The sequence below is a fragment of the Nostoc sp. ChiVER01 genome (assembly GCF_034531155.1).
GTDB lineage: Bacteria > Cyanobacteriota > Cyanobacteriia > Cyanobacteriales > Nostocaceae > Nostoc.
Genome location: NZ_JAVRBS010000046.1, coordinates 24,762 through 42,514, shown reverse-complemented (window position 1 = coordinate 42,514; position 17,753 = coordinate 24,762). Strand labels below are relative to the sequence as shown.

Below are 17,753 nucleotides of genomic sequence, written 5' to 3'. Positions count from 1 at the left end.
AGAAGAGGTAAATTCAGGACTAAAAGCGACTTTTGAGTACAATACCGACTTGTTTGAAGCTGATACTATTGAACGGATGGCAGGGCATTTGCAAACACTGTTGTCTGGAATAGTTGCTAATCCCCAGCAGCAACTTTGGGAGTTACCACTGCTTACTGAGGCTGAAAAGGTGCAGTTTGCACGCTGGAATCAAACACAAACTGAGTATCCACAACAGTGCATTCATCAACTATTTGAAGCGCAAGTAGAGCGTACACCCGATGCTGTAGCTGTAGTGTTTGCAGACCAAAATTTGACCTACGCACAACTGAATCAGCGTGCCAATCAACTGGCGCATTATTTGCAAAAGCTGGATGTGAAGCCAGAAATGCCTATAGGCATCTGTGTAGAACCTTCCCTTGAGATGATAGTGGGGCTTTTAGGAATTCTCAAGGCTGGTGCAGCATATTTGCCGCTTGACCCTGCTTATCCACAACAGCGATTAGCTTTCATGTTATCTGATGCAGCTGTTCCAGTGATATTAACTCGGCAACAGTTAATTAAAAGACTTCCCGAACATAAAGCACAGTTAGTTTGCCTAGATACAGACTGGGACACCATTGCCCAAGAAAGCCTAGAGAATCCCTTTAGTCATATAACAGCCGACAATCTTGCTTACGTCATCTACACCTCTGGTTCTACTGGCAAACCTAAAGGAGTTCTCGGACTTCATCGAGGTGCTGTCAATCGTTTTTACTGGATGTGGCAGACTTACCCATTTACAGAGGGAGAAGTTTGTTGTCAGAAAACATCCTTAAATTTTGTAGACTCAGTTTGGGAAATTTTTGGGACTTTACTGCAAGGAGTAAAAACGGTAATTGTACCCGATGATGTTGTCAAAAATCTACAACAGTTTGTGGAAACACTGGCCAACAATCACGTTACGAGGTTGGTACTTGTTCCTTCATTGCTACGCGTACTATTAGAGATTGACAGCGACTTGCAAAAGCGACTACCCCAATTGAAGTTTTGGGTAACTAGTGGAGAAGCTCTATCTTTAGAACTTTCGCAGAAGTTTCGGCAGACTATGCCTAACAGCATCCTCTTAAATCTTTATGGTTCTTCAGAAGTATCTGCTGACGTTACTTGCTATAAGATGGGTACTGAAGATGAGACTTTGCGTGTTGCGATCGGTCGTCCTATTAACAACACACAAGTTTATGTAATGGATAGTAACCTACAGCTTGTTCCTGTTGGCGTACCTGGAGAGCTGTATGTTAGCGGTGCAGGATTGGCAAGAGGCTATCTCAATCAACCAGATTTGACAGCACAGAGGTTTATCTCAAGTCCGTGTGAGAAGGTAGGGAAAGCAAAGGAGCAGAGGAGCAGGGGAGCAGAGGGAGCAGAGGGAGAAAACTATACTCAGCACCCCTTACTCAGCACTATTTCAATTCTGGAGGATAAACCAAAGCGTTTGTACAAAACAGGAGACTTAGTACGTTATCGAGCTGATGGTAACTTAGAATTCTGGGGGCGAGTTGACCATCAAGTTAAGCTACGTGGCTTCCGCATTGAACTAGGAGAGATTGAAGCGGTGTTAAGTCAACACCAAGGAGTGCAGGAAACTGTAGTCGTGGCTAAAACAGATGAACACAGTCAACAGCAGTTAGTAGCTTATGTTGTTTCTCAAGCCGAGCAAATCATCACTATTACCGAGTTGCATCGCCTGCTAAAAGAGAAGCTTCCCGAATACATGGTACCAACAGCTTTCGTGATGTTAAAAGCTTTACCATTACTGCCTAATGGCAAGGTTAACTACCAAGAACTTCCGATGCTGGAGGGCGCACGTCCCGAACTAGACCAAAAATTACAGCTTCCTCAAACCGACATAGAACAAGCCATTACTGATATTTGGCGTGAGGTGCTTCATATTCAAGAAATAGGTCTACATGATAATTTCTTTGAACTTGGTGGTCATTCACTACTATTGATTCAAGTTCATCACAAGTTACAACAAAAATTTCAACACGACTTTTCTTTAGTTGAAATGTTTCGATATCCAACTATTAGTCACTTAACAAAGGTTTTCAGTCAAGGGGAAAGCGCACAAATATCTTTAGGACAAAATGTTCGCCAAGTCGAAACCAGAACTGGATCAATACAGCGTCGTAAAGAAGTTAGACAAAGGTACAGAACAGCTAAACAAAAAGGGTAGAAATTTTAATATAAAAATTCTATTTAATGAGTAAAAGCGAATTTCTGAGAGCCACAGAGAAAGCAAAAACATTTTGGATAAAAATCACATGACATTAAGCCAACAAGAAATTTCCAAGCCAAATTACTTTGTTGATAGCGAGCAAATATTGCATTATGGGATTGAGAAAGAAATAATGCAATTGTTTAATCCATCTAGCCAATCGACATCTGTAGAAAAAAATATAGATGAGTTGGTTGATAATTTATGCAATTCTTTTTTAAGCGCAAATAATGCTAATACTGATATTGATTTAAATTTTTTAAAAAATCAGTTCTTTGACAGTGAAATACCTGAAAATCCTGCTGATTTTGAAAAGTATATTGAATATTTAAGCGATAATGTTATTGACCATTCAATACACACATCTTCGCCAAGGTTTATTGGTCACATGACCTCGGCACTCCCTAATTTTGTGATACCCATTGCCAAACTGATGACGGCAATGAATCAAAACGCCGTAAAAATTGAGACTGCTAAAGCTCTCAGCTTTTATGAACGTCAGGCTTTGGCGATGATGCACCGTCAAATTTACAATTTTTCTGATCGCTTTTACGAGCAGCATATTCAAGATAGTCAAAGTACGCTGGGAATATTGGTATCTGGTGGTACTACAGCAAATATTGCAGCGCTTTGGTGCGCTCGCAATGCGGCTTTGGGAGCTAAGGATAATTTTTCTGGTGTAGAAAAGGAAGGCTTAACAGCAGCACTCAATTTTTACGGTTACAAAGGAGCCGTAATTATTGGCTCGGAATTGATGCACTATTCTTTTGATAAAGCCGCAGACTTATTAGGTATGGGTCTTCGGAGTTTAATTAAAGTTCCCACTGACAGTAACAATCGAGTCAATTTGCGATCGCTACGTCAGGCTGTGGCAGAATGTCAAGAACAAAACTTGTGTATTATTGCGATCGCTGGTATTGCTGGCACTACAGATTCTGGTGGGGTAGATTCGCTCTTAGATATTGCAGAAATAGCACATGAAGCTAATGTTCATTTTCATGTAGATGCTGCTTGGGGCGGGCCGTTAGTTTTTTCCAGACAACATCGCTACAAGCTTGCAGGTATCGAACTGGCTGATTCAGTCACCATTGACGGACACAAACAACTTTATCTGCCAATGGGTATTGGTATGGTTTTCATGCGCGAACCGTACACCGCACAGGCGATTGAAAAGCAAGCTAGCTATACCATGCGTAAGGGATCATTCGATTTGGGCAAACGTGCTTTGGAAGGTTCTCGACCAGGTATGGCTTTATTCTTACACGCAGGACTGAATCTCATCGGGACTCAGGGATATGAATTTTTGATTGACGAGGGAATTAGAAAAACTCAGTATCTTGCTAATCGTATTTCTGCAATGCCTGAGTTTGAATTGCTCGCAGAGCCTGATACTAACTTAGTTATATATCGCTATATTCCTGAGCAATTTCGAGAAATTGTTGCTCAAAAAAATTTGACAGAAATTGATAATTTACTCATTAGTGAATTTAACCAAACTCTGCAAAAATTACAGCGTCAAGCTGGTCGTACTTTTATTTCGCGAACAACAAAAACGACTAACTGCACGGGTAAAGAAATTCCGATTATTGCTTTGCGTGCAGTCCTCGCTAACCCGTTAACAACTGAAAATGATATTGATGCAGTTTTGAACGACCAAATACAGATTGCATCGGAAATTTCTATATCTTGAACTGGGGATTGGGGACTGGTGAATTAATTATTTCTCACCCTGCTCCCCTGCCTCCTCTGCTTCTTCTGCCTTCTACTAAACACCAGGAATAAATTTAACAGATTTGATAAGGTATAGATTGATGGATATTTTGCATGATTTAAATAGCTCCTCTGGACAGGATGAAATAGCTATTGTTGGTATGGCCTGCCGTTTTCCTGGTGCGAAAGATGTTGATAGCTTTTGGCAAAATTTGCAAAATGGTGTTGAATCAATTTCTTTTTTTAGTGATGAAGAATTGAACACAGCAGGAATAAACCCTACTGTATTAAATGACCCCAACTATGTTAAAGCTGGCGGTGTAATGAAAGATATAGAATTATTTGATGCTGCTTTTTTTGGTTTTACTCCTCAAGAGGCAGAAATTACAGATCCCCAACATCGCCTTTTTATGGAATGTGTTTGGGAAGCTTTAGAAAATGCTGGGTATAATTCCGAAACTTATCCCGGTCAAATTGGTCTTTTTGCTGGTACCGCTCTCAGTTCTTACTTACTAACAAATATATTTTCTAATTTCTATGCCCATTGGGATTTATTGAAACCAGCAGAAACATTCAAAATTTTTATTGGCAATGATAAAGACCACTTACCAACTCAAATTTCTTACAAATTAAACTTGAGGGGCCCAAGCGTTAATGTTCAAACAACCTGTTCTACATCCTTAGTGGCTGTTCATTTTGCTTGTCAAAGTTTGCTCAATGGCGAAAGTGATATTGCTTTAGCAGGTGGTGTTTCAATTACAGTGCCACAAATAACTGGTTATTACTATGAACAAGGGGGAATTGTTTCACCAGATGGACACTGTCGAGCCTTTGATACCAACGCTGGGGGGACTGTTTTTGGTAATGGTTTGGGTGTGGTAGTACTGAAGCGACTAGAGGATGCTATTAGCGATCGCGATTATATTCATGCAGTTATTAAAGGTTCGGCAATTAACAATGATGGCTCTTTAAAAGTTGGTTACACAGCTCCAAGTGTGGATGGACAAACAGCAGTAATTTCGGAAGCAATGGCTTTAGCTGGAGTCGCTCCCGAAACTATTTCTTATGTCGAAACTCATGGTACTGGCACTTCCTTGGGAGATCCAATTGAAATTGCCGCTCTGACACAAGCTTTTGCTTGCAGCACTGATAAAAAGAATTTCTGTGCAATTGGTTCTGTAAAAACTAATGTTGGACACCTAAATACAGCAGCAGGTGTAACTGGCTTAATCAAAACTGTTCAAGCTCTGAAATACAAGCAAATACCCCCCAGCTTAAACTTTGCTCGTCCCAATCCCCAGATAGATTTTGCCAACAGTCCGTTTTATGTCAATACCACACTATCAGAATGGAAAACTAACGGTGTCCCTCGCCGTGCTGGAGTTAGTTCCTTTGGTATAGGAGGAACTAACGCTCATGTGATTTTAGAAGAAGCACCTGTAACAGAGCAGGGGTACAGAGAGAAGTCCGAGCGGAGGCTTCCTCCGTTGGCGAAGCCCGCCGAAGGCATCGGAACTTCGGAGGGTGCAGGAGTGCAGGGGAGAGCATATCAGTTGTTGTGTTTATCGGCTAAAACTGAGAATGCTCTTGAGCAGGTGACAGCTAATCTTGTTAACCATTTAAAAGAGCATCCCGAACTTAACTTGGCTGATGTTGCTTATACACTCAACATCGGGCGGCAGACTTTTGAACATCGCCGGATGGTGGTTTGCCATGATTTTGATGATGCGTTAAAGGCTTTGATTACCCTAGATCCGCAACGAGTTTTTAACTATTACCAAAAACCTAGCAACCGTCCAGTCATCTTGATGTTTTCTGGACAGGGCGTGCAATATGTAAATATGGCGCGGGAACTCTACGAGGTTGAGCCAATATTTCGTCAACAAGTAGATATATGTGCGGATATTCTCAAACCTCACTTGGGGCTTGATTTACGTCAGCTAATTTATCCCAGCAAACAACAAATAGCAACAGCCTCAGCGCAACTGCAACAAACAGCACTCGCTCAACCTGCACTATTCGTGATTGAATATGCGATCGCCAAGTTATGGATGCAATGGGGAGTGTGCCCCACTGCTATGATTGGTCATAGCATCGGTGAATATGTAGCCGCAACTTTAGCAGGCGTTTTCTCTTTGGAAGATGCTTTAGCTATAGTCACAGCCAGGGGTGCAATGATGCAGTTATTACCTGCTGGAAGTATGCTTGCTGTACCACTACCAGAAAAAGATGTACAACAATTTTTGGGTAAGGAACTCTCTGTTGCTGCCATTAACAGTCCATCTACTTGCGTAGTGTCGGGAAGAACAGAGGCTATAGAAGCACTACAAACCTACTTAGGCTCTAAAGGTATAGATTGTCGCCTTTTGCATACATCTCATGCCTTTCATTCTCAGATGATGGAACCTGTTTTAGCATCGTTTCAAGAGCAAGTCAAAAAAGTTCGCTTAAAATCGCCTCAAATTCCTTTTATCTCCAACCTTACTGGCACTTGGATTAGAAATGATCAAGCCACAAATTCAAATTATTGGAGCCAGCATCTACGCTCTTGTGTGAGATTTTCTGCTGGGATATCTGAGTTATTGAAACAGTCAGAAGGAATTTTTTTAGAAATTGGCCCAGGACGAACATTAAGCACATTAACTAAACAACATTTAGCACCAGATACAAATCAATTGGTACTCACATCCTTACGTCATCCTCAAGAACAACAATCAGATATTGCTTTTTTATTAAATACATTAGGTCGCCTTTGGCTGGCAGGTATAGAAATAGATTGGTCGGAATTATATCAGCAAGAACAGTGTTATCGCATTCCTTTGCCTACTTACCCTTTTGAACGTCAGCGTTATTGGATTGAAGCCAAATTGCCATCTTTATTAACAGATGAAAGAAATCAAACTTTTGATTCTATAGCGCATCCGCAAGATACAGAAGTAAAAGACTTATACTCACAATATTCCCGACCCAAACTCGGTAATTCTTACGTTGCGCCAACTAACGAATTAGAACAAAGAATTGCCCATATTTGGCAAGAAGTTTTGGGAATTGAGCAAGTCGGTATTTATGATAATTTCTTTGATTTAGGAGGAGATTCTTTAATTGCTACTCAATTAGCTTCTCGTCTACAAGTGAATTTTCCTGTGGAATTACCACTACGTGAACTTTTACTGCAAGCTTTGACTGTTGCCAAGCAAGCAGAAATGATTGAGGCATTTATGATTGAAAAAATTGCTGAATTATCTGAAGAAGAAGCTGAAGCTTTTTTGAATACTATTCAGGGTTGATTGTTTCTTTGCTTTTTTAAACGCATACCGCTAATACCAATTCGCAATTGATAAATCCTGACTTGACAAGGGTTTCTGGGTTTGGATCTGTATCAGAATTTTAGTGAATGGGTATAACGCAAAACCCGCAGAATAGGTGCGCGGAGATTGGCGCAAAGGTACGCAGAGTTTTTATAAAGTTAACTGGGCAAATTTTTATTGGGGATTGAAGTTTATAAACGAAATAAAAGCCTGTTTGACATCTGACTCCTAACTCATGTTTTAATTATCAGTACATCTTTAATTATGGACAAGCAATATTCTAATTTATCAACTACTAAAAAGGCTCTTTTAGAAAAATTGAAAGGAGGAAAATTTAAAGCTGAGACTATTCCTCAACGTCAAAGCTCTGAACCTGTACTTTTGTCTTTTTCTCAGCAGAGACTATGGTTTATTGACCAACTTTATTACGGTAGTTCTTTTTACAATATTTCTAGTGCTTTACATTTAAAAGGTTTTTTAAATGTCACAGCACTTCAGCAAAGTCTTAACGAAATTATTCACCGTCACGAAGCTTGGCGAACAAATTTTATTACGGTAGATGAACAACCATTACAAGTAATATCATCCCAAGTCAATGGGAATTTAAATATTATAAATATTGAACATTTATTTGGGACAAATTGGGAAGTAGAAGTTACAAAAATAGCAAATACAGAGGCTAAAAAGCCCTTTGATTTAGCTAAAGATTTGCTAGTAAGAGCTACTTTGCTACGCTTGAGCGAAGAAGAACACGTTTTGCTTTTGACTATACATCACATTGTGACAGATGGATGGTCTATGGGTGTATTTGCACAAGAACTGGCAAAGTTGTACGCTGCTTTTTGTGCAGGTAAACCTTCCCCTCTACCCGAACTTCCCATCCAGTATGGAGACTTTGCTATTTGGCAGCGCGATCGCCTGCAAGGTAAACTACTCGAAACCCAACTTAATTACTGGAAGCAACAATTAGGAGGTAAGCTACCAGTACTACAGTTGCCTACAGATCGTCTACGTCCTGCTGTTGCTACTTTTAAAGGTGCAAAACAATATTTTACGTTCTCCAAACAATTGACTCAAGCACTCAATAAGTTCAGCCAGCAAGAAGGATGCACCTTATTTATGACTCTGCTGGCAGCTTTTAATACATTACTTTACCGCTACACAGACCAAGAAGATATCCTAGTAGGTTCTTCAATTGCAAACCGCAATCGAGCTGAATTAGAAGGGTTAATTGGTTTATTCGTTAATAATTTGGTACTGCGTAACAATCTAGGTGGTAATCCCAGCTTTCGAGAATTTTTAAGTCGAGTCCGAGAAGTAACTCTTAATGCTTATGCACATCAAGATTTGCCCTTCGAGAAGTTAGTAGAAGCTTTACAACCCGAACGCGACTTAAGCCGTAATCCATTGTTTCAGGTGATGTTTATTCTACAAAATGCACCCACGCCTGTTAAAGAGGTTTCTGGTTTAAACTTGCGTGCGTTGGAAATTGATGGTGGTACATCTGAGTTTGATATTTCTGTGTCTATTTCTGAATTTGAACAAGAATTAACTGGATTTTGGGAATACAATACAGATTTATTTGATTCTTCAACAATTAAAAGATTGATTGATAATTTCCATACTTTATTAGAAAGCATTGTTAGTAACCCCAATCAAAATATTTCTGAATTGCGGCTACTAACTGCTCAAGAGCAAAAACAATTATTAGAAGAGTGGAATAATACCAGCGCAGATTATCCTGGTGATGTATCTTTGCACCAATTATTTGAACAGCAAGCCAAGCGATCGCCCAATATTTTGGCACTAATTGACCAGTCAGAACAGCTAACTTATCAACAACTCAATCAAAAAGTAAATCAGCTTACTCATTATTTAATCAATTTAGGAATTACCAGTGAAATTGTTGGTATTTGTCTAGAACGCTCGATTGATATGGTAGTGGCAATTCTAGCTATTTTCAAAGCTGGTGGTGCTTATCTACCCCTTGATCCTAATTATCCGGTTGAGCGTCTTCAGTTTATGCTTGCTGATTCCCAAGTTTCATTAGTAATTAGTAATACATCATTAATTAATCGCTTAGACAAAATAACAGCGATCGCTCTTGATACAGAGTGGGATACTATCCAGAAAAAAAGTCCAGAAAATCCCGTCAGCAAATCTTCAGAAAACGATATTGCTTATGTAATTTACACCTCTGGTTCCACCGGAACGCCTAAAGGTGTTCTCGGTACACATCGAGGTACAGTTAATGGCTTACATTGGTTGTGGAAAACCTATCCTTTTACAACCGATGAAATTTGTTGTCAGAAAACAGCTATTAGTTTTGTAGACTCGGTATGGGAAATTTTTGCCCCCTTATTGCGGGGGATTCCTACCGTTATTATCCCTGATGCGATCGCTAAAGACCCCCAACTTTTCTTAGAAAACCTCGCTCGTCACAAAGTTTCGCGCTTGGTGCTTGTTCCTTCACTGCTGCGAATACTCTTAGATTCTTACAGCCATCTCACTCAAAATTTGTCCCATCTCCGACTTTGGATTTGTAGTGGAGAAGCTCTTAGTGTTGATTTAGCGCAAAATTTCCAAAAGTTACTCCCAAATGCAAAACTAATTAACCTTTATGGTTCCTCTGAAGTCTCTGCTAACGTAACTTTTTACGATACAAATTTGTTAACTGAAAAGTCTACAAATGTTCCTATTGGTTATCCCATAAACAATACACAAGTTTACGTCTTAAACCGTCATTTGCATATTGTTCCCATCGGGGTAGTTGGAGAATTATGTATTGGTGGATATGGATTAGCCAAGGGTTATTTACATCGTACAGGACTAACTGACGAACGATTTATTGATAACCCTTTTGTTCCAGGGAATAAGCTTTACAAAACTGGCGACTTAGTGCGCTTTCTCAACAATGGTCAGTTGGAATATTTAGGTCGCTATGATGACCAAATCAAAATCCGTGGTTTTCGGGTAGAGTTGGGAGAAATTACTTCAGCAATTACGCAACATCCATCTGTGCAAGATGCTGTTGTTATATCTCGTCAAGATGCTCAAGACGAGCAATATTTGGTTGCTTATATAGTCACTAAACAAGAAGATTTAATTCCACAAATAATACAATACTTGCAGCATAAATTGCCGAGTTTTATGATTCCTGCTGCTTTCGTGGTAGTAGATACAATACCACTAACACCAAATGGAAAAGTAGACAAAAACTCACTACCAAATGATGATTTAATTCGTTTACATTCTACTAAATCCTTCATTGCTCCTCGGAATTTTACAGAATTAGCATTAGAAAAAATCTGGTCAAATCTCCTCAATATTAGTCCTATAGGAGTAACCGATAACTTTTTTGATTTAGGTGGACATTCTTTTTTAGCCGTGCGCTTAATGGCTAAAATTTATGAGCGTTTTGGCCACAATCTACCTCTATCTACTCTTTTTGAAAATACAACAATTGAAAAACTAGCAAAGATTGTTAGCCAGCCAGTTAGTTTGGGTTCTGGTTCTCCTTTGGTAGCAATTCAGGCTTCTGGTTCTTTGCGTCCTTTCTTCTGCATTCATGCAGCCGGAGGTGATGTTAATAATTATCCCATTGTGGCAAAAAAGCTAGGAAAAGAACAACCATTTTATGCTTTAGAACAGACTCCCGAACAACTCGATTTTGCAGTTATTTCAGTAGAAGCCACAGCCGCTAACTACCTCAAAGAAATTCGTACTGTACAGCCAAAAGGCCCTTACCTTTTGGGAGGTTGGTGTTATGGCGGTGTCATTGCCTTTGAAATAGCACAACAATTACAAAGGCAAGGTGAAACTGTTGATTTGCTTGTGGTAATTGACGCTATATTGCCAGAAACAGTTATTCAACCGACAAAAGACGATGATGCTAAATTCTTACTTCGTCTAGCTGAGTCTGTAAAAAGCTGGTTTAATGTTGATTTTTCTGTTTCTTACGAAGAATTGAGAAATTTGCCAGTAGATGAGCAATTTCATCTGTTATTTAAAAAAGTAAACCTCGAATTGAGTAATACGGAGATGGAACAATATATAAGTGGTTTTAAACTATTTAAAGCTCACATTCAAGCTATGCGAAACTATGTTCCACAAGTTTATCCTCATGAGATTACTTTATTTATAGCTAGCGAAATCATTAATCACGATTTTGATAGTTCAGAATTCTATACTGATGACCCCCTGTTAGGTTGGGGCAAATGTTCTAGTCAACCCATCAAAACAGTTGAAGTGCCAGGCAATCATTTCTCTATGTTCACTGAACCCCATGTCCAAGAGCTAGCAAATCAATTAAAAAATTGTCTTGATCAGGCTCAAAAAGTTTTGATGTAAATGTATATTAATTAGGTTAATTACAATAATGAAAATACCTGAAATCAAAAAAATTCCTCTCTGGTCTGACTATAAAATTACAAAAGATCCTCTGAACTATCTCGATAAGATAGCTCAAGACTATGGAGATATTTTCACTATCCTTTTTGGTTCTACACCTATAGTCTTCGTTGGCAATCCACAGGGAATTAAGCAGATTTTTAGCAATACAAAAGATATTACAGCTCCTGGTGAATTGAACCAAGATATGGCTTTGATTACAGGGAAGCAGGGATTACTTCAACTTGATGGAGTGCGCCACAAAAATCGACGTAAGCTAATCATGCCAGCTTTTCACGGTGCTAGGATACAAGCATACGGACAGCAGATTTGCGAGATGACTCAGAGAGTCATGAATCAGCTGACCATTGGTAAACCTTTCTTAGCCTACCCTACTATCGAAGCTGTTACATTGCAGATAAGCATAGAAATTGTGTTGGGTTTACGTGAGGGAGAGCGTTACAAACGACTCAAGCAATTACTTCCTGCCCTATTTGAACATATGCGATCGCCAATGATGCAAATGGGCTTTGCTCTTCCGTTTTTGTTACAAGACTTAGGCTCTTGGAGTCCGTGGGGATACCTTCTCCAGCTAAAAGAAGAAATTTACCAACTACTCTACGCCGAAGTTAAAGAACGCCGCGAACGAGCAGACTCTTCTCGCACTGATATTCTATCCGAACTCATATTTGCCCGTGACGAAACGGGTGAACTTATAGGGGATGAAGAAGTGCGCGACTTGTTGCTTTCGCCACTGTTAGCCGCTCAGGATGCTTCAGCTGTGGCGATCGCTTGGTTGTTGTACTGGACTCATAGTTTACCAGAAGTTTGCGAACAATTGCTGAGAGAACTTAAGAGTCTTGGTGAGTCCCCCAACCCAACTAATATAGTTCAACTCCCCTATCTCAACGCTGTTTGTAATGAAGCTTTGCGAATTTATCCAACTCAATTATTCGCATTTCCCCGCAGAGTAGAATCACCAACTGAGGTAATGGGTTATGAGTTGAGTCCAGGGACAATACTCACTGGCTGTATTTATCTACTCCACCAAAATCAAGATTTATACCCACAACCACAGCAATTTAAACCAGAGCGTTTTTTAGAGCGGCAATATTCTCCTTATGAATTTATGCCCTTTGGTGGTGGCACTCGCAGCTGTATCGGGGCATCGTTGGCTTTATTTGAAATGAAGTTAATATTAGCAACTATTTTTTCACACTATCAATTAGCACTAGTCAACAGACGACCAGAGCAAGCAAATTTTGATGGTCTAATGTGTTACCCAGCCAGTGGTCTCAAGATGGTGATGCGTCAAATAAATCAACACCAAAGTCAACCACAACATTTTGTTTCTGGCTCTGTTTAGGAAAATCATCCAGCAGCTCGAAAATCAAAAGTTGCTTGGCATCACTAAATTATTGCTTATAAATATCATGAAACTACCTCAAACCTCGAATATTCCCGGTTGGTTGCTGAGAATGCAATTTGCCGCCGATCCCCTTGGTTGTATGGATAATTTTTACAACCGTTATGGTGACATTTTCATGATCGTGTCGGATTCTACGCCGATAGTGTATGTTAGCAATCCGCAGGGAATGAAGCAGATTTTTACCAATACAACGGAGATTATAGCCTCTGGAGAATTGAACCAAGATGTGGCTCCATTGGTGGGAAACAACGGATTACTTCTATTAGATGGTTTACGCCACAGACATCGGCGCAAGCTACTGATGCCTGCTTTTCACGGTAATCGGATACGAACCTACGGAGAGCGCATTTGTGAGTTAACAGAAAAAGTTATGGAGCAGTTGCCAGTTGGCAAATCTTTCTTAGCTTACCCAACTATGCAAAAGATTACTCTAGAGGTAATCTTAGATACTTTGTTTGGCTTACGTGAGGGAGAGCGTTACGAAAAACTCAGACAAGTACTTTCTACTTTAATGAAGTATGCCAGGTCTAGTTTTGTTGGTCTATCTTTATCTTTTCCATTTTTACAACGAGATTTGGGTAGATGGAGTCCGTGGGGTTACTTTCTTTACCTATGGCAACAATTTGACGAGTTGCTTTATGCTGAAATTAGCGATCGCCGCCAACAACCAAATTCGTCTGGTATCGATGTCCTCTCCGAGTTAATATTTGCCCGTAATGAAACAGGCGAGTTGATGACAAATGAAGAAATACGGGATTTGTTTCCTTCATTACTGTTTGGTGGTCGAGATGCTTCAGCTACTGCAATTACTTGGTCATTGTATTGGATTCATCGTCTCCCAGTCATCCGTGAGCGATTGCTAGAAGAAATCGCCAGCCTTAGTAACTCAAAAGATCCCATGAAAATTTTTGAACTCCCTTACCTCAATGCTGTTTGCAATGAAGTCTTGCGGATTTATCCGACTCAAGTAGTAACTTTTCCCAGAATCATAGAATCACCGATAGAAGTTATGGGCTATAAGTTAAATCCAGGAACAATTATCATCGGCTGTATTTATTTGACACATCAAAATCAAGATTTATATCCGCAACCACAGGAATTTTTGCCAGAACGTTTTTTGGAACGACAGTACTCTCCCTATGAATTTCTACCCTTTGGCGGTGGCGCTCGTCGTTGTCCTGGCGAAGCTTTAGCTCTATTTGAAATGAAACTAGTACTGGCAACTATCCTCTCACGGTATCAGTTAGCACTTAGCAATAAAAAACCAGAGCGACCCCAAGCGCAAGGTGCAAATTTTCCTCCCGCTAGCGGTTTGAAGATGATGAGACTAGAGACTATTCAACATCAAGGACTAGTCTAGTTCTCGATGCGAAACTCAAAAGCCTTACAGTGATTGAAATCTTAAGCAAATGACAGCAAAATTTTCATCGAATAAACATTCTCCTCTTCAACGGTTACTTAACTACGGAAAAAAATCTCAAAGACAAATTTATCAAGCTTTCACTTACTCTGTAATTAATACAATGTTAGATTTAGCACCGCCTTGGTTAATTGGTGTTGCTGTAGATATATTAGTTCAACAACAAAATTCTTTTATTGCTAAATTCGGCATTAAAGCAGTAGTATGGCAATTTGCTCTACTTTCACTATTAACTGTTATTGTTTGGATATTTGAATCCCTTTCTCAATATGCTTATGATAGACTTTGGCGTAACGTAGCCCAAGATATTCAACATAGTTTACGTTTAAATGCTTACAATCACTTACAACAATTAGAGTCAGCTTATTTTGAAGACAGTAGTACAGGCAGCTTGATGTCTATTCTCAGTGATGATATCAACCAACTGGAGGATTTTTTAAATGGGGGAGCCAATGAAATCATCCAGGTGACAACTTCGTTGATAATTTTAGTTGTTGGTGCTTTCTTTATTTTACCTACTAACATTATTATAGCAGCAATGTTACCTATACCCTTTATTCTTTGGGGTTCCTTAATATATCAAAAACGTCTTGAACCTCGTTATGCTGATGTCAGAGAAAAAATTAGTTTTCTTAATTCACGTTTAGCAAATAATATTAGTGGCATCACTACAATTAAAAGTTTCACTTCAGAAAAGTATGAAAGTGTAAGATTAGCACAAGAAAGTGAGGCTTATAGAGCAAGTAATGCTAAAGCGATTAAACTTTCATCTGCTTTCATTCCTTTAATTAGAATGTTAGTTTTAGTAGGATTTACGGCTTTATTATTTTTAGGAGGTATGGCAGCATATTCAGGAAAAATATCTATAGGCAATTACAGTGTTTTACTAGTTCTTGTACAAAGGTTATTGTGGCCGTTGGTATTTTTAGGAGAAACTTTTGATAGATATCAACGAGCAATGGCATCAACTAAGCGTGTGATGGATTTGTTAGATACGCCTATTCAAATTACCACAGGTGATGTGCCTTTAGTTGTAGAGAATGTGCAGGGTGAAGTTGATTTTAAAAATGTTACTTTTGCTTATCGTAATAGTGAACCAATCATTAAAGACTTATCTTTACATATTCCTGCGGGAAAAACGATTGCAATTGTTGGCTCGACAGGTTCTGGTAAAAGTACTTTAGTAAAATTATTATTGCGCTTTTATGATGTTTCTAGCGGCTCAATTACAATTGATGGAATTGACATTCAAAAGTTGAATTTATATGATTTACGTCGCAGTATAGGCTTAGTTAGTCAAGATGTGTTTTTATTTCACGGTACGGTAGCAGAAAATATTGCCTACGGTACTTTTGATGCTCCTGATACAGCTATTATTAACGCGGCGAAAATTGCTGAAGCACATGATTTTATTATGCGGCTGCCCCAAGGTTATGAAACAATAGTTGGGGAACGCGGACAAAAGTTATCTGGGGGACAACGCCAACGTATCGCCATAGCTAGAGCGGTTTTAAAAAATCCGCCAATTCTGATTTTGGATGAGGCGACATCTGCGGTAGATAATGAAACCGAAGCAGCTATTCAACGTTCTTTAGAAAAGATTACAGTGAATCGGACAACGATCGCGATCGCTCACCGACTTTCGACAATTCGCCATAGTCATTGCATATATGTAATGGAACATGGTCAAATTTTAGAGCAGGGTACACACAAAGAATTAATCGCGCTTGATAGAATTTATGCCAGCTTGTGGCGTGTACAGTCTGGGATTTAGCCCTCTTGTGTCACTTTAGGCAGAAGAAAAATAGAATTCAGGCTGATCGAGAAAGAGAAAAATTGGGGAAGTGAGCCTATAAACGATTGCTTGAAGCGTAGAAAAACCCCAAGACAGTTGAGGAATAGGAAAAACGGGTTCATGTCTGCGTTCATAAGTACTGAGTACTTTTTAATTTACTCAGCACTCATGACTCAGCTTTACGAAAGGACTGGTTGTGCTTCCTTAGACTCAGCTTTCTGCTTGAAGACGCTTGGTACTTTAGCGCTGAAAGCTTCACCTTGAACCACTTGTGAACGGGAACCATCAACCCCTACTGGAACATCGCCTGTGATGGTGGTGCGATAGAGGAGACGTTCGACATCTAAATGATCCAAATCTTGAGGAGCCAAATGCACGGTGGCGCGGTTGTCCCAGAAGGCGATATCACCGTTGTTCCAACGGAAGCGGGTGGTATAAGCAGGTTTGGTGACTTGGTTAAAGAACAACTCTAGCAACAGTCTGCTCTCTTCTGGTGACACATCAACAATGCGGGAGACGAAGCCAGGATTGACGAATAAGGCACGCTCACCAGTCTCAGGATGAACTCTGACGACTGGGTGAATAGAAACTAGGGGATTGACAGCAATGCGCTCGTCGAATTTGTTGTTGCGGGGTTGATAACCGCCTCCATTGAAGCGATGTTCCGCTTTTAATGTATCAGCTAGCGATCGCAGGGGTGCTGAGAGTCCCTCATAAGCTGCCACAAGATTACTCCACTGGGTGTCACCACCGAAACTAGGGACATTAACTGCGCGTAAAATTGACGCTGCTGGTGGGTTAATCGCCGCCGTTACATCTGTGTGCCAAGGGCCGCCAGTGCGAAAACCATACTGCTGCTCATAAAGCTTACGGTCTACGGGTTTGATCTGGGGAAATCCCGGAACTGGTTCAGGCTCTCCCAAGGGATGGGCGAAAGTCACTTCGCCAAAACGAGATGTGAACTCGACCTGGGCAGCATGATCGATGTTCTGACCACGAAAAAACAAGACTTTCCACTTTAATAGCGCTTTGCGAATTTCTTGGACTTGATCCTCCGAAAGAGAGCGGGAAAGGTCTACGCCGCCGATTTCTGCACCAATGAAACCAGCTACTTGTTTAACTTCTATATGTTTGTAGCCCATTAGGATTCTCCAGAGTTTGATCTATCGGAAGGTGTTCACACTCGCCTATTTCCTTGGGAATTTTGCCGATACCCAATATCTGCTAGCAACATTCCCATACTGGGAGCATAACTGAAATTATCATACACTATTTCGATACAATTATCGTAGTATGCAGTTGCTAAATAGTAACTTCCTACGTTTTTGCAGGCCAATCATCTTCTATAACGATCCGATGTTACTTTGCAAAAGCCTTAGCTCAGACAGATTAGCGATACCTGGGCAGCAAACTACGCGATTATTTGATAATTCTTAGTTAATCTAATTATTAGTAAACCATGATAA

General features: G+C 39.9%; 8 protein-coding genes and 1 pseudogene. 8 read left to right on the top strand and 1 reads right to left on the bottom strand.

The window, feature by feature from the left end; translation table 11 throughout:
- From RMY00_RS34340 to RMY00_RS34310, 8 genes and pseudogenes are all read left to right on the top strand, one after another.
- On the top strand, positions 1-2,194 hold a 2,194-nt coding region (locus RMY00_RS34340; protein ID WP_322651829.1), incomplete at its 5' end, for an amino acid adenylation domain-containing protein.
- Between the two features lie 88 nt (positions 2,195-2,282).
- Positions 2,283-3,926, top strand: a complete 1,644-nt coding sequence (gene panP / locus RMY00_RS34335) for a pyridoxal-dependent aspartate 1-decarboxylase PanP (RefSeq protein WP_322651828.1) — start codon at positions 2,283-2,285, stop codon at positions 3,924-3,926.
- 121 nt (positions 3,927-4,047) lie between these two features.
- A pseudogene (locus tag RMY00_RS34330) lies at positions 4,048-6,813 on the top strand (type I polyketide synthase); the annotation flags it as partial.
- A complete protein-coding gene (locus tag RMY00_RS36300; RefSeq protein WP_416212126.1) occupies positions 6,814-7,233 on the top strand; it encodes a phosphopantetheine-binding protein in 420 nt (139 codons plus the stop codon).
- 285 nt (positions 7,234-7,518) lie between these two features.
- A complete protein-coding gene (locus tag RMY00_RS34325) occupies positions 7,519-11,604 on the top strand; it encodes an amino acid adenylation domain-containing protein (RefSeq protein ID WP_322651827.1) in 4,086 nt (1,361 codons plus the stop codon).
- 28 nt (positions 11,605-11,632) lie between these two features.
- Complete coding sequence (locus RMY00_RS34320; RefSeq protein ID WP_322651826.1) at positions 11,633-13,009, top strand: cytochrome P450; 1,377 nt, start codon at positions 11,633-11,635, stop codon at positions 13,007-13,009.
- A 67-nt stretch (positions 13,010-13,076) separates the two neighbouring features.
- A complete protein-coding gene (locus RMY00_RS34315) occupies positions 13,077-14,432 on the top strand; it encodes a cytochrome P450 (RefSeq protein WP_322651825.1) in 1,356 nt (451 codons plus the stop codon).
- 49 nt (positions 14,433-14,481) lie between these two features.
- The gene (locus RMY00_RS34310; RefSeq protein WP_322651824.1) at positions 14,482-16,266 is read left to right on the top strand and encodes an ABC transporter ATP-binding protein; all 1,785 of its coding nucleotides are present in this window, start codon (positions 14,482-14,484) and stop codon (positions 16,264-16,266) included.
- Positions 16,267-16,466: 200 nt separating this feature from the next.
- Here RMY00_RS34310 and RMY00_RS34305 read toward each other — a convergent pair whose 3' ends face one another.
- On the bottom strand, positions 16,467-17,429 hold the full coding sequence (locus RMY00_RS34305) for a TauD/TfdA dioxygenase family protein (RefSeq protein WP_322651823.1): 963 nt from the start codon (positions 17,427-17,429) through the stop codon (positions 16,467-16,469).
- Positions 17,430-17,753 lie beyond the last annotated feature (324 nt).